Source organism: Burkholderia sp. 10_S31 (genome assembly GCF_056930375.1).
Window position 1 is genome coordinate 395359 of record NZ_JBXOWK010000002.1, and the last position, 20551, is coordinate 415909.

At 66.7% G+C, this 20551-nt stretch carries 13 protein-coding genes and 2 pseudogenes; 7 read left to right on the top strand and 8 right to left on the bottom strand.

Annotated elements, in window-relative coordinates; translation table 11 throughout:
* The 3 genes from glgB to AC1Z3W_RS16405 are packed head-to-tail and all read right to left on the bottom strand — an operon-like array spanning position 1 to position 9001.
* On the bottom strand, positions 1–2202 hold the full coding sequence (gene glgB, locus AC1Z3W_RS16395) for a 1,4-alpha-glucan branching protein GlgB (RefSeq protein ID WP_483508000.1): 2202 nt from the start codon (positions 2200–2202) through the stop codon (positions 1–3).
* A complete protein-coding gene (treS, locus tag AC1Z3W_RS16400; RefSeq protein ID WP_483508321.1) occupies positions 2199–5609 on the bottom strand; it encodes a maltose alpha-D-glucosyltransferase in 3411 nt (1136 codons plus the stop codon). Before treS ends, glgB begins: the two co-directional genes overlap by 4 nt.
* Positions 5609–9001: a maltotransferase domain-containing protein gene (locus AC1Z3W_RS16405; RefSeq protein ID WP_483508001.1), complete on the bottom strand. Its 3393-nt coding sequence runs from the start codon at positions 8999–9001 to the stop codon at positions 5609–5611. Before AC1Z3W_RS16405 ends, treS begins: the two co-directional genes overlap by 1 nt.
* 401 nt (positions 9002–9402) lie before the next feature.
* Here AC1Z3W_RS16405 and AC1Z3W_RS16410 point away from each other — a divergent pair, with 401 nt between their 5' ends.
* A complete protein-coding gene (locus AC1Z3W_RS16410) occupies positions 9403–12723 on the top strand; it encodes a type VI secretion system Vgr family protein (RefSeq protein ID WP_483508003.1) in 3321 nt (1106 codons plus the stop codon).
* Between the two features lie 86 nt (positions 12724–12809).
* Here the strand turns inward: AC1Z3W_RS16410 and AC1Z3W_RS16415 are convergent, their stop codons facing one another.
* The 4 genes and pseudogenes from AC1Z3W_RS16415 to AC1Z3W_RS16430 all read right to left on the bottom strand — a co-directional run bounded on the left by AC1Z3W_RS16415 (position 12810) and on the right by AC1Z3W_RS16430 (position 14588).
* Positions 12810–13298 carry a phage protein NinX family protein gene (locus tag AC1Z3W_RS16415; RefSeq protein WP_483508004.1) on the bottom strand — a complete coding sequence of 163 codons (489 nt, stop codon included), beginning with the start codon at positions 13296–13298 and terminating at the stop codon, positions 12810–12812.
* A gap of 50 nt (positions 13299–13348) precedes the next feature.
* A pseudogene (locus AC1Z3W_RS16420) lies at positions 13349–13561 on the bottom strand (hypothetical protein); the annotation flags it as partial.
* Complete coding sequence (locus AC1Z3W_RS16425) at positions 13558–13896, bottom strand: hypothetical protein (RefSeq protein WP_057927038.1); 339 nt, start codon at positions 13894–13896, stop codon at positions 13558–13560. The pseudogene AC1Z3W_RS16420 and the gene AC1Z3W_RS16425, both read right to left, overlap by 4 nt.
* Positions 13893–14588 carry an MgtC/SapB family protein gene (locus AC1Z3W_RS16430; protein WP_057927037.1) on the bottom strand — a complete coding sequence of 232 codons (696 nt, stop codon included), beginning with the start codon at positions 14586–14588 and terminating at the stop codon, positions 13893–13895. Before AC1Z3W_RS16430 ends, AC1Z3W_RS16425 begins: the two co-directional genes overlap by 4 nt.
* A gap of 210 nt (positions 14589–14798) precedes the next feature.
* On the opposite strand from AC1Z3W_RS16430, the gene AC1Z3W_RS16435 reads away from it, so the two are divergent.
* The 6 genes and pseudogenes from AC1Z3W_RS16435 (at position 14799) to AC1Z3W_RS16460 (ending at position 19840) form a co-directional block, all read left to right on the top strand.
* On the top strand, positions 14799–15041 hold the full coding sequence (locus tag AC1Z3W_RS16435; protein WP_483508005.1) for a DUF6566 family protein: 243 nt from the start codon (positions 14799–14801) through the stop codon (positions 15039–15041).
* A gap of 118 nt (positions 15042–15159) precedes the next feature.
* Positions 15160–15336 (top strand): annotated as a pseudogene (gene sdhB / locus AC1Z3W_RS16440) (succinate dehydrogenase iron-sulfur subunit); the annotation flags it as partial.
* A 237-nt stretch (positions 15337–15573) separates the two neighbouring features.
* A complete protein-coding gene (locus AC1Z3W_RS16445) occupies positions 15574–16293 on the top strand; it encodes a FadR/GntR family transcriptional regulator (RefSeq protein WP_483508007.1) in 720 nt (239 codons plus the stop codon).
* A gap of 107 nt (positions 16294–16400) precedes the next feature.
* Positions 16401–17168, top strand: coding sequence for an SDR family oxidoreductase (locus AC1Z3W_RS16450; RefSeq protein WP_483508008.1), 768 nt, complete (start codon positions 16401–16403; stop codon positions 17166–17168).
* A gap of 85 nt (positions 17169–17253) precedes the next feature.
* The gene (locus AC1Z3W_RS16455) at positions 17254–18546 is read left to right on the top strand and encodes an MFS transporter (RefSeq protein ID WP_483508009.1); all 1293 of its coding nucleotides are present in this window, start codon (positions 17254–17256) and stop codon (positions 18544–18546) included.
* A 46-nt stretch (positions 18547–18592) separates the two neighbouring features.
* Complete coding sequence (locus AC1Z3W_RS16460) at positions 18593–19840, top strand: enolase C-terminal domain-like protein (protein WP_483508010.1); 1248 nt, start codon at positions 18593–18595, stop codon at positions 19838–19840.
* Between the two features lie 29 nt (positions 19841–19869).
* Here AC1Z3W_RS16460 and AC1Z3W_RS16465 read toward each other — a convergent pair whose 3' ends face one another.
* Complete coding sequence (locus AC1Z3W_RS16465; RefSeq protein ID WP_175825213.1) at positions 19870–20544, bottom strand: HAD family hydrolase; 675 nt, start codon at positions 20542–20544, stop codon at positions 19870–19872.
* Between the last annotated feature and the right edge of the window lie 7 nt (positions 20545–20551).

Below are 20551 nucleotides of genomic sequence, written 5' to 3' on the forward strand. Positions count from 1 at the left end.
TCAGGCCGGGCTCAGCCAGACGGTGGCGAGCGGCGGCAGGCGCAACGCGGCCGACCACGACTCGCCGTGCGCGGGGATGTCTTCCGCCCACACGGCGCCGTCGTTGCCGGCATTCGTGCCGCCGTACACGGCGGCATCGGTGTTCATCCGTTCGCGCCACTGCCCGGGCGCGGGCAGCCCGACGCGATAGCCGGCGCGCGGCACCGGCGTGAAGTTGCAGATCGCGACGACGAGGCGCCCGGACTCGTCGCGGCGCGCGAACGCGAACACGCTGTTGTCGCGATCGTCGCCGATCAGCCACGCGAAGCCGGCCGCGTGGCAGTCGAGCGCATGCAGCGCCGGCTCGGCCGCATACGCGCGGTTCAGGTCGCGCACGAGCCGCTGCACGCCGCGATGCGCGGGGGCGTCGAGCAGGTCCCAGTGCGGTGTCGCGTCGTGCGCGAATTCGGCCCATTGCGCGAATTCGCTGCCCATGAACAGCAGCTTCTTGCCCGGATGCGCCCACATGAAGCCGAAGTACGCGCGCAGCGTCGCGAGCCGCTGCCAGGCGTCGCCGGGTATCTTCGCGGCGAGGGAACCCTTGCCGTGCACGACCTCGTCGTGCGACAGTGGCAGCACGAAGCGCTCGGAGAACGCATAGACGAGCCCGAACGTCATCCGGTCGTGGTGATAGCGGCGATGGATCGGATCCTCGCGCAGATAGGCGAGCGTGTCGTGCATCCACCCCATGTTCCACTTGAAGTCGAAGCCGAGCCCGCCGTCGACGGTCGATGCGGTGACGCCCGGCCATGCGGTCGATTCCTCCGCGAAGGTGACGACGCCGGCCGGCGCGAGCGCACCGTGCAGCGTATCGTTCAGCGCGCGCAGGAACGCGACCGATTCGAGGTTCTCGCGCCCGCCGTGGATGTTCGGCACCCATTCGCCTTCCTTGCGCGAATAGTCGCGGTACAGCATCGACGCGACCGCGTCGACGCGAATCCCGTCGACGTGATAGCGGCGCGCCCACGCGAGCGCCGACGCGACGAGGAACGCGCCGACTTCGTTGCGCCCGAGATTGAACACGCAGGTGTTCCAGTCCGGGTGCATGCCTTCGCGTGGATCGGCATGCTCGTATAGCGCGCTGCCGTCGAACTGCGCGAGGCCGTGCGGGTCGTTCGGAAAGTGCGCGGGTACCCAGTCGACGATCACGCCGATGCCGGCCGCATGCGCGCGGTCGACGAAGCGCGCGAAGCCGTCGACCGGCCCGAAGCGCGCGGACGGCGCGAACTGCGCGAGCGGCTGGTAGCCCCACGAGCCGCCGAACGGGTACTCGGAAATCGGCATGAATTCGACATGGGTGAAGCCCATCCCGCGCACATACGGGATCAGCCGCTCGGCGAGTTCGTCCCAGGTCGCGCTGCGATCCATTTCCTCGGGCACGCGCTGCCACGATTCGGGATGCACTTCATAGATCGACCACGGGATGCGAAAGCGGCGGTCCGCGTGCGGCCGCGCGTGCAGCCAGCCGTCGTCGTGCCATGCGAATCCGTCGAGCGCCGCCGTATCGGCGACGACGGATGCGGTGCCGGGTGGCGCCTCGGTCGCGCGCGCACACGGATCGGCCTTGTGCGGCAGCACGTGCCCGTCGGCCGCGCACAGCTCGTACTTGTAGTGCTCGCCGGCGCCGATGCCCGGCACGAACAGCTCCCATACGCCCCACGGCCGCCGCAGCCGCATCGGGTGACGGCGGCCGTCCCAGGTGTTGAAGGCGCCGACCACCGACACGCGCTGCGCGTTCGGCGCCCATACCGCGAACCGCACGCCGTCGATCCCGTTGACGCGCGCGGGCGTGGCGCCCAGGCAGTCGAGCACGGCGGCCGGGTCGCCGGCCGAGAAACGCGCGAGCGCCGCGTCGTCGAGCAGCAGGCCGAACGCATACGCGTCGTCGGTCACCTGGCGCGCGTCGGGCCAGTCGATGGCCAGCCGGTAGTGGCCGTCGTGCGCGATCGTTCCTGCAAAGCAGCCGGCATCGTCGATGCACGCGAGCGTGCCGAGCTCGTCGCCGTCGGGCGTCACCGCGCGCACGCGCCGCGCACCGGGCAGCAGCGCGCGCACGACGGTCGCGCCCGCATGCCCGTGCGGGCCGAGGCACGCGAACGGGTCCGGATGGCGGCCGGCGAGCAGCGCATCGATATCGCGGCGGTCGAACAGCGTATCGGTCATCGGGGGTCTCCGTTGTCGGAAGCGCCGTCGGCATCGAGCAGGCGTTCGACGAGCGCGGCGAGCCCGCCCACCGGCACGCCGAGCCAGTCGGGGCGGTTCGCGGCTTCGTAGCACAGCTCGTACGACGCCTTGTCGATCAGGAACAGCGCGAGCAGGCGGTCCGCATAGCGCGGGTCGACGAAGCGTTCGGGCGCGTGGTCGGTGGCCGCGCGATAGCATTCGACGAAGCGATCGGCGGCGGCCTGCCCGAACCGGTCGTATAGCGCGCGCTTGCGGCGCTCCGCCTGCGGCGGCGCCTTCTCGATCGCGAATTGCGCGGTCGCGCTCACGTACGACAGCGAGCGCAGGAAGCCGGCCACGTCGCGCAGCGGATGCGACTTCGCGCGGCGCCGCTCCAGCGCACGCGCAGGCTCGCCCTCGAAGTCGATCAGCAGCGCGTCGCCCTGCACGTCGAGCACCTGGCCGAGATGGAAGTCGCCGTGAATGCGGATGCATCGCGCGTCGAGCGTGCGCGGCACCAGTTCGCCGAGAGCCTGCACGGCCGCTTCGCGCGACGCGAGCAGCGTATCGGCCGCGGCGCGCTCGGTCGGGTCGAGCGCATCGAGCCGCGTGGCCAGCACGTCGAGCGCCTGCTCGAACGATGCGATCGCGTCGATGCACCAGTGGTCGACGTAGTCCGGCGTCGCGCGCTCCGGCGTGAATGCCGGGTCGTCGGACGGCTGCGCGAGCGCGACGTGTAGCTGGCCGAGCCGCGTGCCGACGATCCCCGCGAACGCCGCGTAGCCGAGCAGCGCATCCGGTTCCTCGTCGGGCTCGGCCGCTTCGCCATCGTCGACGGCGGGCAGCGCGAGCTCGTCGACCGCGCGCCTCAGGAAGTCGAACGAGCGCGTCCACGCGTCGCCCTGGTTGTCGACGTAGCGCTGCAGGATCGCGACCGTATGCGGCGTGCCGTCCGGATCGACGTGCACGACTTCGCCCGCGAGCGTCGCGGTGTTCGCATAGCCGATCCGCGTCAGGTGGCGGCTCATCTCCGCTTCCGGGTGGATGCCGTGCGCGACCTTGCGCACCAGCTTCAGCACGATCGCGTCGCCGATCACGAGCGAGCTGTTGCTCTGCTCGGCCGCGAGCCAGCGCACCTCGGCGTCGTCGCCGGGATCGAGCCCGGCGAGCGCGAACTCGGGCAGGAAGTCCAGGCGGCCGCCGTCGGACGTCGGCACGGTCGCGCCGTCGCGCAGCTTGCGCAGCATCCCGCGCGCGAACGACGGCAGCGCGAACGCGTCGGTCAGGTAGCCGACCGTATGGCCACGCCGCACGCGCGCGAGCGCGAGCTGCGCGAACAGCGGATGCGACGTCTCGCCGCCCCACGCGGCGGCCAGCGGCACGACGTAGCGTTCGACGCCGCCGTCGCTTGCGGACACCCAGGCCTCCGCGTACTGGAACGGTTCGTCCGGCATCGGCGTGACGATGTTCAGCCACGCGTCGCCGATCGCGCGATCCTTCGATGCGAACCAGCGCCGCCGCGCGAGCCACGACGCGAGCGCATCGTGCGCGAGCGTATGAAGCTGCCCGACGTCCGGCCGCACGTCGCCGCGCCGCATCACGATCGTCACGAGTTCGGGCAGCGGCTCCGCGTGCGGCTGCCGCCACGACGGCTCGCGGCCGTGCTCGGACAGCACGAACCACAGGAACCCGTACGGCGGAAAGGTGAGCAGGTACGTGAGCTGCCCGATCGGCGGAAACGCCGAGTCGGACGTCATCTCGATCGGCACGCGGCCCGCGAATTCGGACAGGTCGAGCTCGACCGCCTGCGACGCGCGCGACAGGTTCGCGACGCACAGCACCGTCTCGTGGCCTTCGAGTTCGCGCAGGTATGCAAGCACCTTGCGGTTCTCCGGACGCAGGAAGCGGATCGTGCCGCGCCCGAACGACTGCGTCGCGCGGCGCGTGGACAGGATCCGGCGCGTCCAGTTCAGCAGCGAATGCGGGTCGCGCGTCTGCGCTTCGACGTTGATCGCGTCATAGCCGTACAGCGAGCCCATCACGGGCGGCAGCACCAGCAGTTCCGGGTCCACGCGGGAGAAGCCGCCGTTGCGGTCCGACGACCATTGCATCGGCGTGCGCACGCCGTCGCGGTCGCCCAGGTGGATGTTGTCGCCCATCCCGAGTTCGTCGCCGTAGTAGATCACCGGTGTGCCGGGCATCGACAGCAGCAGCGAGTTGATCAGCTCGATGCGGCGCCGGTCGCGCTCCATCAGCGGCGCGAGGCGGCGGCGGATCCCGAGATTGATCCGCGCGCGCCGGTCGGACGCGTAGGTCTGCCACAGCAGGTCGCGCTCCGAGTCGGTCACCATCTCGAGCGTGAGCTCGTCGTGGTTGCGCAGGAACACGGCCCACTGGTTGCTCGGCGCGAGCGCGGGCGTCTGCCGCATGATGTCGACGATCGGGAAGCGGTCCTCGCTCGCGATCGACATGTAGATGCGCGGCATCAGCGGGAAGTGGAACGCCATGTGGCATTCGTTCTCGTCGCCGAAGTATTCCTGCACGTCCTCCGGCCACTGGTTCGCTTCCGCGAGCAGCATCCGGTTCGGATACTCGGCGTCGATCGTCGCGCGGATCTTCTTCAGGATCGCGTGCGTCTCGGGCAGGTTCTCGTTGTTGGTGCCTTCGCGCTCGACCAGGTACGGCACCGCGTCGAGCCGCAGCCCGTCGATGCCGAGATCGAGCCAGAAGCGCATCACCTGGATCACCTCGCGCACGACGGCCGGGTTGTCGAAGTTCAGGTCCGGCTGGTGCGAGTAGAAGCGGTGCCAGTAGTACTGGCCGGCGATGGGGTCGTGCGTCCAGTTCGACGTTTCCGTATCGAGGAAGATGATCCGCGTGCCCGCGTATCTCGTGTCGGTGTCGGACCACACGTAGTAGTCGCGATGCATCGAGCCGGGCTTCGCGCGCCGCGCGCGCTGGAACCACGGATGCTGGTCCGACGTGTGGTTGATCACGAGCTCGGTGATCACGCGGATCCCGCGCGCGTGCGCTTCGCGGATGAAGCGGCGCACGTCGGCGAGCGTGCCGTAGTCGGGATGCACGTCGCGGTAGTCGGCGATGTCGTAGCCGTCGTCGCGGCGCGGCGACGGGTAGAACGGCAGCAGCCAGATCGTGTCGACACCGAGCTCGGCGATGTAGTCGAGCTTCATGATCAGGCCCGGGAAGTCGCCGATCCCGTCGTTGTTCGAGTCGTAGAACGACTTCACGTGCACCTGGTAGATGATCGCGTCCTTGTACCACAGCGGATCGTCCGCGCAGAGTGCGGGCGCACGGCGCCGTGAACGGCGCCGGCGCGGCGTGCCGGCCGGTGCGAGCGACGGGAACTGCGCGCGTCGCACGTCGTCGAGGGAGTCTTCGCGTTTCATCATGCGTGTGCTCCGGAAGGGCCCCGGGCAACGCCCGGGTCGGGCGCCGCGGCTCGCGCGGCGCTGGGAGACGGCGCGAGCCGCCAGATCGCATACGGCCGCACGTGCGGGTCGAGCGATACGTACTGGCGATGCCCGCGCCAGGTTTCGGCATGCGCGGCGTCCTGTTCGAGCGCGTCGAGCGGTTCGCCGTCGACGAGCCCGAAGCCGCGCCACAGCGATGCGTCGAGCGTGAAGTTCGCGGCCTGCGGATGCCACGGGTCGAGGCTGATCGCGACCGCGACGACGTTGTCGTGCGCGGGCGTCGCCTTCACGAACACGAGCACCTGGTCGTTGTCCGCGTCGACGAACGTGAGGCCGAGGTGCGTCTGCAGCGCCGGATGGTCGCGCCGCGCGCGGTTCAGTCGCGCGACTTCGGCGCCGATGTGCGCGGCCTTGTTCCAGTCGCGCACGCGCAGCTCGTATTTCTCCGCGTCCGCGTATTCCTCGCTGTCGGGCAGCGGCGCCGATTCGCCGATCTCGAAGCCCGAGTACAGGCCCCACGACCCGGCGAGCGTCGCCGCCAGCGCCGCGCGGATCACGAACTGCGAGCGCGGCGCGTTCTGCAGATGGCGCGGATTGATGTCGGGCGTGTTCACGAAGAAGTTCGGCCGGAAGAACTCGCGCGCGGGGCCGGCCGCAAGCTCGGTCAAATAGTCGATGAATTCGCGCTTCGTCTCGCGCCACGTGAAATACGTGTACGACTGCGAGAAGCCGATCTTCGCGAGCCGGTACATCATGCCCGGCCGCGTGAACGCCTCCGACAGGAACACGACGTCCGGATGCCTGCCGCGCACGTCGGCGATCATCCACGCCCAGAACGGCAGCGGCTTCGTGTGCGGATTGTCGACGCGGAAGATCCGCACGCCGGCATCGACCCAGAACAGCACCGCGTCGCGCAGCGCGAGCCACAGGCCGGGCAGCGCGTCCGGTGCGTAGAAGTCGGGGTTCACGATGTCCTGGTAGCGCTTCGGCGGGTTCTCCGCATAGCGCAGCGAGCCGTCGGGCCGCCATGCGAACCAGCCCGGGTGCGCGGCGAGCCACGGATGGTCGGGCGAGCACTGGATCGCGAAATCCAGCGCGATCTCGAGCCCCTGCGCGTGTGCCGCATCGACCAGCGCGCGGAACGACGCGAGCGTGCCGAGCTGCGGATGCACGGCCGTGTGGCCGCCGTCGGGCGAGCCGATCGCGTACGGGCTGCCGACGTCGTCGGCGCCGGCCTTCAGCGTGTTGTTGCGGCCCTTGCGCGCGGTCGTGCCGATCGGGTGGATCGGCGGGAAATACAGCACGTCGAAACCCATGTCGCGGATGCGCGGCAGTTGCGCGATCACGTCGTCGAACGTGCCGTGCCGGTGCGGGTCGTTGCTCGCCGAGCGCGGGAACATCTCGTACCAGCTCGAGAAGCGCGCGGCGCGGCGTTCGACCTCGACCGGGTAGACGGTTTCATCGTGCGTGACGAACGGCCGGTAGCGCAGCGCCGCATACGCGTCGGCGAGTGCCGGCGCGCCGAGCAGCGCGAGGCGGTCGTCGGGCGACGCGTCCTTGAAATCGGCGGCCAGCCGTTCCATGTGCGCGCGCGCGCGCGGATCGGCCGGCTCGGCGAGCTTCAGCGCGGTCGCGAGCAGCAGTTGCGCTTCGCGTACCTCCAGCGTCACGTCCTGGCCGGCCGCGCGCTTCTTCGCGACGTCGGTGACGAGCGACGCCCAGTCGTCGCGCCATGCGATCACGCGGAACGCGTGGCGGCCGAGCCGGTCGAGCGCGATGCGCGCGTGCCAGCGGTCGTTCGGTTCGACGACGAACGGCGCTTCCCGCCAGTCGTCTTCGTCGTCCGCGCGCCATTGCAGCGCGGCCGCGAGATGCGCGTGGCCATCGGTGAAGATCGATGCGTGTACAACCAGTGTTTCGCCGATCACGCGCTTGATCGCGAAGCGGCCGCCGTCGACCGCCGGCTCGACGCGCTCGATCGCGATCCGGTCGGCCGAGCGTGCGGCAGACAGCGCGGTGCGCTCGCGTGCCGCATCGGCGTGCGTGGTCGCGGGCGGCGCGCGCCACGCATCGAGCAGCGCATAGCCGCCGGGCTCGAGCGTGAAGGCTTCCAGCGCGGCCGGCGCGCGCTTGTGCGTGCCGTCCGGCGTCGCGACGTGCGTGAAGCCGCCCGGCACGCCGGGCAGGATCGTCGCGGGATCGACGCGCGCCGGCGTATCGAGCGCGGGATTCAGCGCGATCAGCAGCGCGGTGTCGTCGTGTTCGAGCGACGGGCCCATGCCGCGCAGCAGCGCGGTCGCGGCCGCGCCGGGCGCGCTCAGCTGCGCGATCTCGCCGCGCTCGGCCGCAAGCGGTGTCGCGCGGCGCCACGCATTCGCATCGGCAATCGCGCCGGACAGGTCGAAGCGCGCACCGTCGAACGCGGCGCGGTAGCGCGCGGCGTTAGCGTCGCGTGCCATCAGCGGCAGCGCGACGCCGCGCTCGAAGCCCATCGGCACGAGCCAGCCGGTGCCGACCGATGCCGCGGTCCACAATGCACGGTGGTATGCGCGGGCGACCGTTTCGTCCGGCGCCATGCGCCAGCCGTCGGCGAGACGCGGGCCGTCGAACGCGTCCGGAAACGCGATCGGCGAGCCGATGCGGCGCAGCAACCGGTGTTCGTCGACGAACCAGGGCGCGTGCAGGTCCCACCAGCGTACCGACGAGAACACCGCGTCGAAGCCGGCCGCCTCGAGCTGCGCGAGCGCGTCGCGCGCATGGCCGGGCACGCCGGCCAGCACCGCGACGTCCGGGCGCGCGCGGCGCAGCGCCGCGCGCCAGCCGGGCCACCACGCGGCCGGCAGGCGGTGCGGCGCGTCGATCAGGAAGCCGGCCGCGCCGGCGTCCGCGAACGTGGCCAGGTGCTTGCACCACCAGGCGGCGAGCGCGTCGTGCGTCGCGTCCTCGCCGATCTGCGCATGCGCGACATCCGTTTCATGTGCGGCGCTGCGCGGATCGATCAGCGCGTCGTCGTGCGCGCGCTCGACGTACCAGTCCGGATGCTCGGCGCGCAGCGGATTGTCGCGGGCGATGCGGTCCGGCACGACTTCGAGCAGCACGCGCAGCCCGTGACCGTGCGCGAGCTGCGCGAGCCGCGAGAACGTCTCGAGCGCGCCGGCGCGCGTCGCGAACGTTGCGGCCGGCCGGTGGAAGTCGGCGACGTGACGCGGAAAGCCCGCGACGCTGGCGGCCCAGAAGCCGCCGATCAGTACATGGTCGAAGCCCATGCCCGCGATGTGCGCGAACGTGTCGGGCCACGCGTCGAGCGGGCCGATGAGGCGGGCGTCGCAGAAATAGAGGTGCGGGGCGAAGGGTGGGGTGGCGTTCATGGGATGGCGTCGATGGGCGGCGGCGGGATCGGCAATGCCCATGTTCGCCGCAATGCGCGTTCCCGCCGCGATGCATCCGGCGCGGCAAGCCCCCGCGCGGCTCGCGGCGGTCCGGGACGGTCGCTTTTTGCATGGGGCAGGTGGACGGTCGCGGGATTTTTACGCGGGTTCGCGTCGCCGCGGAGTGGTCCGGCTTCGTGAAATTTTTGCCAATGACGTCGAGTCACCGATGAAAATCTCGACGTTCGGGCGGGATGCGGCATCCATCGCTGCAGGTGCGGTATGCAAGAGCCGAGCCCGGTGAAATGTTCGCGTCAAAATCATACGAGTCCTATGGTGGCATTGCCTCCCGGACGGTTAGGATCGCTCGCGATATTCCGAAAACGTTCGACGGGGGCGCCTTGACCAAAAGCACGGCCATTTCCGATATACCCGCGCGCGCGGGTATCGACATCCACCAGTTTTACAGCCTGGATATCCAGGGCGCGCCCGCAGCCGCACTCGCGGACGTGTACGAGTTCGAAGGCACACGCGGAATCGGTGAGCCGACGAAGTACACGATCCGGTTCACGCATTTCCGTCATGACCTGTCGCGCAGCGAATTCCTGAAACGGATGGGTGCGTTCGTCATTCAGCCGCCAGCGCAGGACCGATGGAGTCAGCCGGAAGCGGCGCGGCGCGTGCAAGGTGTCGTGACGGGCTTTGCGTTGAAGGCTGTGAACCGCGATCAGTCACTGTACGAGATCGTGCTGGAATCACGGCTGGCGCTGTTGCGCAATGCGCCAAAGTGTCGATTCTTCCTCGACATGAGCATTCCCGAGATCATCGAGCGGATTCTGCGGGAGCACGAGTTCAATAAGATCTTCGCCGACTTCGAATTCAGGTTGAATCGGCCGTACCGCAAACGCGGCTTCGTGATGCAATGGGGCGAGGACGATCTGGCGTTCATCACGCGCTTGTGCCGACGCTCGGGCATCTGGTTCGTGTGCGACGAAGGCGAGCGGTGCGAGCGGGTGTGCTTCGGCGACGACTATGCGCACTACCGCCGCGATCCCGAGCGTCTGACGGTCGCGTACCGGCCGCACAGCGGGCTGGATGCCAGCGGCATCGAGTCCGTCAGCGCGCTCGAAATGCGCGCGACGACCTTGCCGACGGCCTATGCGGTACGCACGTTCAACACGGAAGCGGCGATCTCGGATCCGATCGAGGCGGTCAGTCCGATTCGCGACGACCGCACGACGTACGGTGAAGCGTATACCTGGGGAGCGCCGAATCAGAGCGAGGACGAGGCGAAGGAAGAGGCGCAACTGCGCCGCGAGGCAGCGCTGGCCGGTCAGGTCGAATATCGCGGCGAGTGCGACATGCTGGACCTCACGCCCGGCTCCGTGCTGAAGCTATCGAACCGGGAATTGCCCGATGCGAAGCACGGGCTCGCCGTCGTGCGCGTGACGTGCGGTGCGAGCCGGAGGCAGGCCTATCACGTGACGTTCGATGCGATTCCATCGGATCGCCAGTATCGAATGCCATTGAAGGAAGAAACCTGGCCCCGGATCGATGCGGTCATTACCGGGACGATCGCGTCGTCCGGCGGCTGGAAAAGCCCCTACCTCGATAGCCAGGGCGAATACATCGTCGATCTTCATCTGGATCGCGACACGCGGACGCCGGGTCTGCAAAGCTGCCCGATGAGGCTGGCGAAACCGTTCGCGGGGCCGAACCACACCGGTTTTCACTTCGGACTCGTTGAAGGCACGGTGGTTGGTGTGAGCTTCCTGTGGGGTTGCGTGGATTTGCCGTTCATCAGCCACGTGCTGCATACCGCACAACACACGGATCCGATCGTCGCAGGTGTTCCCTGGGGCACGCGCAACACGATCCGCACGCGCTCGAACAACACGCTGGAGATGGATGACAGGGAAGGGCGCGAGCATATCAAGGTTGCGACCGAGCATGGCAAGTCGCAACTCAATCTCGGGCACATGGTAGACCGCGGCCAGAGCGAGCGGGGGAGCGGTGCCGAACTGAGATCGGATGGGCCTGCCGCGCTGCGGGGCGGTGCGGGTGTCCTGGTGTCGGCCTATGCGCGAAACGGTGCGTCAGGCAAGCAACTCGACATGCAGGAAACCGTTGCACAGCTCGAGGATGCGTTGGCGCTGGCGAAAGCACTGGCATCGTCCGCTCAGGCGTCGAAGGCCGAAGCGGCCGATATCGCCAATCAGCGAGCCGCGAACAAGGCGCTCGACCAGCTTCAGCAGTCCAGTGTGCTGGTGACCGCACCGGCATCGGCGGGCGTGGTGGCGGGCAAGAGCGTGCAGGTCGTCGCCGGTGAAAACATCATGGGCATCGCCAGGGGCGATGCGAGCTGGAGCGTGTGGAAGCGCTTTACGGTGGCCGCGCACGACATGGTGTCGCTGTTCACGCAGAAAGGCATGAGCCTGATTGCGGCGGCGGGCGCAGTCGTCCTGCAGGCACAGCGCGGACGCATGCAGCTTGCGTCGCAGGAAGACATGACGGTCGAGACGGTGAACGGCGTGCTCCACGTCAAGTCGTCCAAGGAAATCGTGTTGAACGTAGGCGGCTCGTATTTCCGCATGACGCCAGGCGGCATCGAAATGGGGACGCGCGGCGGCGTGTTGTTCAAGACCAGCAGCCTGAAAAAGACCGGGCCGGCGCAGATGGATCTGGGGGGCGCGGCATTTGCGCCGGCATTCGTGCCGTATACGACGCAATGTGACGTGTGGCGGACCAACCCGAACTTTGTTCCACCGGCGTCTCCTGCGTCCGTGACGGATGCTTCGGCCGATACCGGCGTCGCGGCGCCGTCGCTTCTCGGTGGCCTATTCGGTGGGAAATCTGGTGCGGGTTCGAAAACGCTAGGCAATGGCGGTTTGACTGTGAACGACGCCGAAAACGAGAAGTCGATCTGCGTCCCGCTTGATCCCATTCAGTTGCAGAATCCGGCGCCGTGTAACTGGCAGCTGGCCGATTTTGTTGAATCGGCAACGATGATGCGGGAGACGCCACCCTATCAAAAGTATGGTTGGACGAGAACCGAGCGTCTTACGGAGGATGGTCAACCTGTCATGTGTGCAGGGACGGCGCCGACCACATGCCAGTTCACCTACGATTCGGTCAGTAAAACGTTGACAGCGAAGGTGGTTATCGCATTAGTGCCGCGACTGCTGGTGAAAATGAATCGAGCGACCCGGGAGCCGTTGCGGGACGCGAACAATGACTACGTTGTTGTCCAGTACGAAACCTTCCGGAACGGAGCAAATTCTCCTAAGACCCTCGCAGAGCAGGGGCTGATGCTGGTGGAGCGCGACCCGAAGGAAGTCGGCGCTTCTACCTACAAGAATCAGATTGAAAAGACCCTGAATCAGGGCAACTACAAGCTCATTCTCGACGGGTGCCAGAAGGGTGGTGCCTGCGGTTGTCGAATCTCCGTCAAATTTTGTGCCGACGTGCATGTCGTACGAGTGGCCGACGCTCCGGCGCTCAACCCGAACATCACCATCAATCTGTATCCGACGACCGAGCGAGCCGACGCTTTGAATTGGCCAGAGGACGACTATGAACTAGATAACAGTGGGGCTGGAAAGATAAGGGTCGAGACGGTATTTACGATTGCGATTGGCGTCTTCGTCTTGCTGAGTATTGCGTGGCGCCTTTTTTGGGGACCGCGCCTCTATACGAATGACGTTTTGCGCGAGTACGGATAACCCGCGCGTCGGACGTTGTCGTTTCTACATGTGCGCCGCACGGTCGTGGCAATTCGACCGCAACGGACTACCCATGGGGCGCAGCCTCACGTGCGCGGAATCGACCGGATATCCGAACTGTCTCCCGTAGCCGGATCATCGTCCGCCTCGGGAAGCGGCGCACCGGGGTCGTAGCGCACCGGGGCGCCGCGTTCGATCCGATGCGCGAACGACGGCGGCGTCTCGACCGTGTCGCCGAAGCGCGCTCGCACGAACGCGCGCAGCAATGCGGTGCGCATGTCCGGCGCACGGGCCGCACAGGTCGACGGACGGTCGATGAAGCACGCGTCGCATTCGACGCCGTCGCCGCGGCGCGCGATCCGAAGATCGCCGACGCGCTCGAGCACCGCCCCCGCGTCGGCCCATGACGCCGACGGTGCGAAATGCGCGTCGAGGCGCCGCAATGCATCGCATGCGGCGGTCACGATGACCTTCGGTTCGACGGCCGTGAAGCACAGCGTGTCTTCGTCGTCCGCGCACAACGCGCGCGCGCACCAGTAATCGAGGGCCGTTCCGGCGAGTTCGTCGGTTCGCATCGGCAAGCTCCGTCAGGTTCCATCAGGCAGGGGCGCTCAGCGCGCAAAGGGCGTGCCCGGCGCAGCGCGGCGCGCAGCGTCGCGAAATATGCGTCGCCGTCCACCGGCATCGCGAAACGGCTTGCATCGCGGATCGTGTCGCAGTTGCGTCCGCATTCGAGCAGCCCGTGTCGAACCGGATCGTCCGGGCGCGAGGTATTGACCGCCGCGTCGGTGCTCGCGGTCGCGAATGCGGCGCGCGTCATGCGAACCGGCACGATCATCGGGCGTCGACGTCCCGGTCGCCGTCGATGCGTTGCAGCAGCACGTCGCAACGCGCGCGCAGCGCCTGCAGTTCCGGCGAATCGGCGTCGAGCCGGACGCGTTCGCCGCTGTCGGGGTCGCCGTATGCGCACGCGATCTCGTAGATGCCTTGCGCGATCGTCGCGGACGCATGCGCGATCCTGATCCGGTCGAGCCAGCCGCATTCCGCGTGGTGGCACGCGAGCCACGCGCGCATCGCGCCGACCGCCTGGCTGGTCGTGAGCCATGCGCCGCCGCGCATGCGCGCAGCGAGCTGGCTGGTGACGAGGTAGGAGAGCAGGTCGGTCGGGGTCACGCGAGACTCCTTGTCGAGGTGTCGGGATGACAGGTCCGCACACCGGCGATGCGTTGCAGCGCCGCGCAGATCGCCGCAAATTCCGCGCCACTCGTGCGCGAGAACGATACCGAGATGTCGTCGGTGTCCGGATCGTCATCCGATTGCTGGACGATGAACCGCTTCACGCGCACGCGGCCGGTGCCGAGCGTGTCGTGCAGCACCCCGAGCGTCAGGCCGCCGCGTTCGACGACGAGCCGCAGCGTGCGCTGCTGCCGCTGCGCGATGAAGCGGCGCTCGAGCGGTTTCACGCCCGCGAGGATTGCAAGCACGATCGCCGTTGCACCGATCGCCGCGACATACATGCCGCCACCCGCGGCGAGACCGACGCCGGCCACCGCCCACAGGCTCGCTGCCGTCGTCAGCCCGCGCACCACTTCGCCGCGCAGCAGGATCGAGCCGGCGCCGAGAAAGCCGATGCCCGATACCACCTGCGCGGCGACCCGCGACGGATCGAGCACGACGCCGTTCTGCCCGCGCACGTCCTCGAAGCCGAACGTGGAAACGAGCATCACGAGGGCCGAGCCGACGCACACCAGCATGTGCGTGCGCAATCCGGCGGCCCAGTTGAGCCGCTCGCGTTCGAGCCCGATGACGCTGCCGAGCAGCGCGGCGAGCAGCAGGCGTCCGAGGAGTTCGATATGGCCGATCATCGTGGCCTCCTTTATTGTCTGGCGGACCGGGGCGGTTCGATGCCCGGTTCGATAGCCGGTTCGATACCCGATACCCATTCGGGACGCAAGGCGCGTGCCGGGCCTGCCGATACCGGGCACGGCGCGTGCGCACGGGGCCGACGGCGCGCGCGGCGATCATGCGGTGCGCATTTTCTGCATCTCCATCGCAGATAAGTACAGGGGGCCAGGATGCAACATCAACAGGACGCACAGGTTCGCGATCCGTATCGCGGCCACGAGATTCGCGTATGGGCGCGGCGCAACGCGCGCGGCGCGTGGGACGATGAGGTGCAGGTGTATGTCGACGGCGCGCGCATCGAGCTCTACGTGCCGGAGCCGTCCGGACCCGAATGGCCGACCGAGGACGAGGCACTGCGTGCCGGCGTCGAGCGCGGGCGCTATCTGGTCGACAAGCGGGTCGACGACGATTGATACCGCGCGACCCGATTCGATCGGCATGGCGTTTGCGCGCGGTTCGCGCACTTCGTATCGACGCGCGTGCCGCGCGGGCATCTGCGGTTCGGATGCGATGAATATCAATGACAAGAACTGGCTCGCGGATCCGCGCGACTTCGCGACGGCCGGGCGGCTCGACAACCTCGAGGATCCGTATCGGCTGTTCCGTTGCCAGACGATCATGAACTGCACGGACGTATGCCCGAAGCGGCTCAATCCGACGAAGGCGAGTTCGGAGATCCGGACGATGCCGGTCAGGTGGGCGGTTTAGCGCCTGCGCACGGCACGGGCGTCGTGAATCACGAAAGAGGTGGCACGATCCGAGCGACCATCCCCGTCGGCTCTCCTTTCCGCAGCGCCGAGGTTCAGCCGTGCGCCTGTACGATCTCGCGCAACGACGGCGAGCGACGCTCCGCACAGGATCTGTCAGCCCCGGGTCAACCCCGATTGCGAGCGGCGCACGACCTGCCTATCTTTCTACATCATACGTATGATCTAGAGAGTCGATATGGCAACCCTCCACCGACAGGTACTGAATCAGATCGGTGAGCGGATCTGCTCGGGCCAGCTGGCGCCCGGCGACGTCCTGCCGTCCGAAGACGAACTGGCCGAACAGTTGCAGGTCAGCCGCATCACCATCCGCGAGACGGTCAAGTCGCTGTCCGCCAAGGGCATGCTGCAAGTGCGCCGGCGCTACGGCACGGTCGTGCTGCCGCGCGCGCAATGGCAATTGTTCGATCCCGACGTCATTACGTGGCGTGCGCGCGCCGGCACGGTCGATGAGGGGCTGATCCAGGATCTGATGGAACTGCGCCTGATCATTGAGCCGAACGCGGCCAGACTTGCCGCGAAACGTGCGACCGACGAGGACCGCATCGCGATCCGGCGTGCTTACCGGGCGATGGAGCGCGCGGTCGCTGGCAATGGTGAATATGTACCTGCCGATCTTGCGTTTCACGGCGCGATTCTCACCGCCTGTCACAACCAGTTCGTCCAGCAGATGCAGAACGCGTTGTCGTCCATCTTGCAAACGAGCTTCGAGCTCAGTTCCGAGATCGCCGGCGGCCCGGCCCGATCGCTGCCGATGCATGAAGCGCTTTGCGTCGCAATCGAAAAGGGCGATGAGGCTGCCGCGGAAGAAGCGGTGCTCACGCTCATCAGGCGCGCCGAACAGGACTTCGAGGATCGCGCCGCACTGAATCGGGCCGCTGCCGACAAGCGCGCCTGACAGTTTGACAGCCTGACAGGAGACCGCGTTGGCATCGTCGCGTCCGGAGACGGACGCGAGGGGCACACTCGCGCCCGATTTCCCATCATAGAGAGGAGTACGATTAAATGACTTCACTATTTGACCTGCGCGGCCGCACGGCGCTCGTCACCGGCTCGGCGCGCGGTATCGGCTTCGCGCTGGCGGAAGGACTTGCGACGGCAGGCGCTCGAGTCGTCGTAAACGGAACGCAGCCCGAGACGGTTGCCGCCGCGGTCGACCAACTCATCCGAAAAGGGTTCGACGCGCAAGGTCACGCGTTCGACGTGACGGACGAGCAGGCTGTCGCCGAGGCGTTCTCGCAATGGGACGCGGCAGGCGTGCAGATCGACATCGTCGTCAACAACGCTGGCATCCAGTTTCGCAAACCACTTGTCGAACTTGAGCTGGGTGATTGGCAACGGGTGATCGACACCAATCTGACGAGTGCGTTCATCGTCGCGAAGCAGGCGGCGCAACGCATGATCGTGCGTGGCACCGGCGGCAAGATCATCAACATCGGCTCACTCACGAGCGAAGCCGCGCGTGCGACGGTCGGTGCGTACACGGCCGCCAAGGGCGGGATCAAGATGCTGACCCGCGCGATGAGCGCCGAATGGGCGTCGTCGAACATTCAGGCGAACGCGATCGGCCCCGGTTACATCCTGACCGACATGAACAAGCCGCTCGTCGAGAACGCGGCGTTCGACGCGTGGGTCAGGAGCAGCAATCCGACGCAGCGCTGGGGCAAGCCGGAGGAACTCGTCGGTACGGCGGTGTACCTGGCATCGGCGGCGTCGAGCTATGTGAACGGCCAGATCATCTATGTCGATGGCGGCTGGCTGGCCGTCCTTTGAAAAGCAGATCCGCGCGAACAATACCCATACCAAAGGCAGCGCGCACCCGTAAAGCGTCCGCGCGTCGCACCTATCCGGAGACATCATGGAAAGCACCCAACCCGTAGCCCCCCAGAGATGGTGGTATCTGATGCCCATCATCTTCATCACCTATAGCCTCGCCTATCTCGATCGTGCGAACTACGGCTTCGCCGCGGCCGCCGGCATTGACAAGGATCTCGGCATCACACACGGGATGTCGTCGCTGATCGGCTCGCTGTTTTTCCTCGGCTACTGCCTGTTCCAGGTACCGGGCGCGATCTACGCGCAGCGCAACAGCGTGAAGAAATTGATCTTCTTCAGCCTGATCCTGTGGGGCCTGTGCGCTGCCGCGACCGGGATGGTCAGCAACATTCCGATGCTGATGGTCCTGCGTTTCGTGCTCGGCATCGTCGAGGCCGCCGTCATGCCGTCGATGCTGATGTACATCAGCCGCTGGTTCACGCGAACCGAACGCTCACGCGCGAATACATTCCTGATTCTCGGTAATCCGGTGACGGTGTTGTGGATGTCGGTGGTGTCGGGTTACCTGGTGCACAGCTTCGGATGGCGCGAGATGTTCGTCATCGAAGGATTGCCCGCGCTCGCCTGGGCCGTCGTCTGGTGGTTCACCGTCAAGGATCGACCGGCCGACGCGCCATGGATGACGGACGAAGAAAAGGCCGAACTCGATGCACGCCTGAAAGCCGAGCAGGCTCATATCGCGCCGGTTCGCGACTACAAGGCCGCATTCCGTTCGTCTGTCGTATTGAAATGCTGCGCGATTCATGCGCTCTGGAGCATCGGGGTGTATGGCTTCATCATGTGGCTGCCGTCGATTCTCAAGACGGCCTCGACGATCGACATCGTGTCGGTGGGCTGGCTCGCCGCAGTTCCGTACCTCGCCGCGATCGTCCTCATGCTGCTGGCATCGTGGCTGTCGGACAAGACGCGTAACCGCAAGCTGTTCGTCTGGCCGCTGCTGCTGATCGGGACGATTGCGCTCGCGGCGTCGTTCCTGGTCGGCGGATCGCACTTCTGGATCTCGTTCACGCTGCTCGTGATTGCTGGCGCGACGATGTATGCGCCGTACGGACCGTTCTTCGCGCTCGTACCTGAACTTGTCCCCAGCAACGTGCTGGGTGGTGCGATCGGCATCATCAATTCGAGCGGCGCACTGGGCGCATTCCTCGGGTCGTGGGTCGTCGGCTATCTGAATGGCGCAACCGGCAGCCCGTCGGCTTCGTACATCTTCATGGCGCTTGCACTGCTGCTGTCGGTGATTCTGATGATCACGGTTCCGGCCCGTTCCGAACAGCGCTCGGCCGAGGAACCGACCGTCTCTCTGCGCCGCACTTGAAGTGCTGCATCGCGTGATTTATTGATTAGATATTGGTAGACGAGAAATGACCACTCCGATTACAGACGTAAAGGTCATCCTGACCGCGCCGGAAGGCATCAACCTGATCGTCGTGAAGATCGAGACCAACCAGCCGGGCTTGTATGGTCTCGGATGTGCGACGTTCGCGTACCGACACGTCGCCGTCCAATGCGTCATCGAGGCATATTTGCGGCCCCTGTTGATCGGACGTGACGCGGAAGGCATCGAGGAGCTCTGGCAGTTGATGCACCAGAACGCGTACTGGCGCAACGGCCCGATCGAGAATAATGCGATTTCGGGCGTCGACATGGCGCTGTGGGACCTCAAGGGCAAGATGGCGAACATGCCGCTATATCAGCTGTTCGGGGGGAAGTGTCGCGAAGGCGTGCCCGTCTATCGTCATGCGGACGGACGCGACCTGGGCGAGCTGTGCGAGAACATTCAGAAGTATCGCGAGCAAGGCATCACGCACATCCGCTGCCAGAGTGGCGGTTACGGCGGCGGCGGATACGGCAAGGCGCCGGCGAGCGCGCCGGACGGTGCGGCCGATGGCGTCTATCTGGACAGCAAGCAGTACATGCGCGATACGCTGAAGCTGTTCGACGGGATCCGCAGCAGGATCGGCTTCGATGTCGAGCTGTGTCACGATGTTCATGAACGCCTGAAGCCGGTCGAGGCCATTCGCTTTGCGCGTGAACTCGAGCAATTCGACCTGTTTTTTCTCGAGGATGCGATCGCGCTGGAAGAGGGCGAATGGATTCGCCAACTGCGGGAGAAGACGTCTACACCGCTCGCGCAAGGCGAGCTTTTCAACAATCCTTATGAGTGGCGCTTCCTGATCACCGAGCGGTTGATCGACTTCATCCGGGTTCATCTGAGTCAGATCGGCGGCATTACCGCCGGCCGCAAGTTGCAGATATTCGCTGAGCAGTTCGGTGTCAGAACGGCTTGGCATGGCCCGGGCGACATGTCGCCGCTCGGGCATGCGGCGAATATTCATATCGATCTCGCATCTCGCAATTTCGGTGTGCAGGAATGGTCCGGTACCGAGCCGCCCAATTTCGTGATTCAGGAACTCAAGGGGCCGAGGGCGGCATTGCTCGATGTATTTCCCGGTCTTCCCGAGTTTCGGAGCGGGCACGTATACGCCAGTGAAAGGCCGGGGTTGGGCGTGGATATCGATGAAGCCGAGGCGGCGAAATATCCGTGCGAAAACACGGTGACGACCTGGACGCAGACGCGGCTGAAGGACGGCACGCTGCAGACACCGTAACGCGTGCGATGGAACGGGATGCGTCAGGCCTACGGCCGCGCCGCAATCTCGTCCAGATGCCACAGCAGATCCGCCGGATCGTCGTACACGCGCAGCGCCCCCGCGCGCTCCAGCTCGTCGCTGCCGTAACCGCCCGACAGCAGCCCGACGCCCAGCGCGCGGCAGCGGCTCGCGGCGAGCATGTCCCAGATGCTGTCGCCGATCACTACCGTATGCTCGATCGGCACGTTCAGTTTCGCGGCAGCGGTCAGGAACAGGTCGGGATCCGGTTTCGCATACTTGACCTGGTCGCGCGTGACGACCACGTGCTTCGCGGGATCGACGCCGAGCGCGTCGAGATTGATCGCGGCGGTTTCCATCCGCCCGCTCGTCGCGATCGCCCAGCGGATGCCCGCGTTCGACAACGCGGCCAATAGCTCGCGCGCGCCCGGCAGCGGCCGGACCTGCGCACGCAGCCGCTGGTACGCGGCCGCATGCAGCCGCGCGAGCCGTTCGACGCGCTCGGCGTCGATGTCGCCGGCCGTCTCGCGCAGCAGCTGGTTCAGGAACAGGCCGCCGCTCATCCCGATCTTGCGATGGATGCGCCACACCGACAGCTCGATGCCTTCCGCATCGAGCGCTTCCTTCCACGCGAGCACGTGCTGGTAGACGCTGTCGACGAGCGTGCCGTCGAGATCGAACAGAAACGACGTTTCAATGCGCATGTGAATC

Coding starts and splice junctions, on each gene's coding strand:
- AC1Z3W_RS16450 (WP_483508008.1), top strand. CDS start 16,401: ATGACTTCACTATTTGACCTGCGCGGCCGCACGGCGCTCGTCACCGGC.
- treS (WP_483508321.1), bottom strand. CDS start 5,609: ATGAAACGCGAAGACTCCCTCGACGACGTGCGACGCGCGCAGTTCCCG.
- AC1Z3W_RS16465 (WP_175825213.1), bottom strand. CDS start 20,544: ATGCGCATTGAAACGTCGTTTCTGTTCGATCTCGACGGCACGCTCGTC.
- AC1Z3W_RS16460 (WP_483508010.1), top strand. CDS start 18,593: ATGACCACTCCGATTACAGACGTAAAGGTCATCCTGACCGCGCCGGAA.
- AC1Z3W_RS16435 (WP_483508005.1), top strand. CDS start 14,799: ATGCAACATCAACAGGACGCACAGGTTCGCGATCCGTATCGCGGCCAC.
- AC1Z3W_RS16430 (WP_057927037.1), bottom strand. CDS start 14,588: ATGATCGGCCATATCGAACTCCTCGGACGCCTGCTGCTCGCCGCGCTG.
- glgB (WP_483508000.1), bottom strand. CDS start 2,202: ATGACCGATACGCTGTTCGACCGCCGCGATATCGATGCGCTGCTCGCC.
- AC1Z3W_RS16405 (WP_483508001.1), bottom strand. CDS start 9,001: ATGAACGCCACCCCACCCTTCGCCCCGCACCTCTATTTCTGCGACGCC.
- AC1Z3W_RS16415 (WP_483508004.1), bottom strand. CDS start 13,298: ATGCGAACCGACGAACTCGCCGGAACGGCCCTCGATTACTGGTGCGCG.
- AC1Z3W_RS16455 (WP_483508009.1), top strand. CDS start 17,254: ATGGAAAGCACCCAACCCGTAGCCCCCCAGAGATGGTGGTATCTGATG.
- AC1Z3W_RS16445 (WP_483508007.1), top strand. CDS start 15,574: ATGGCAACCCTCCACCGACAGGTACTGAATCAGATCGGTGAGCGGATC.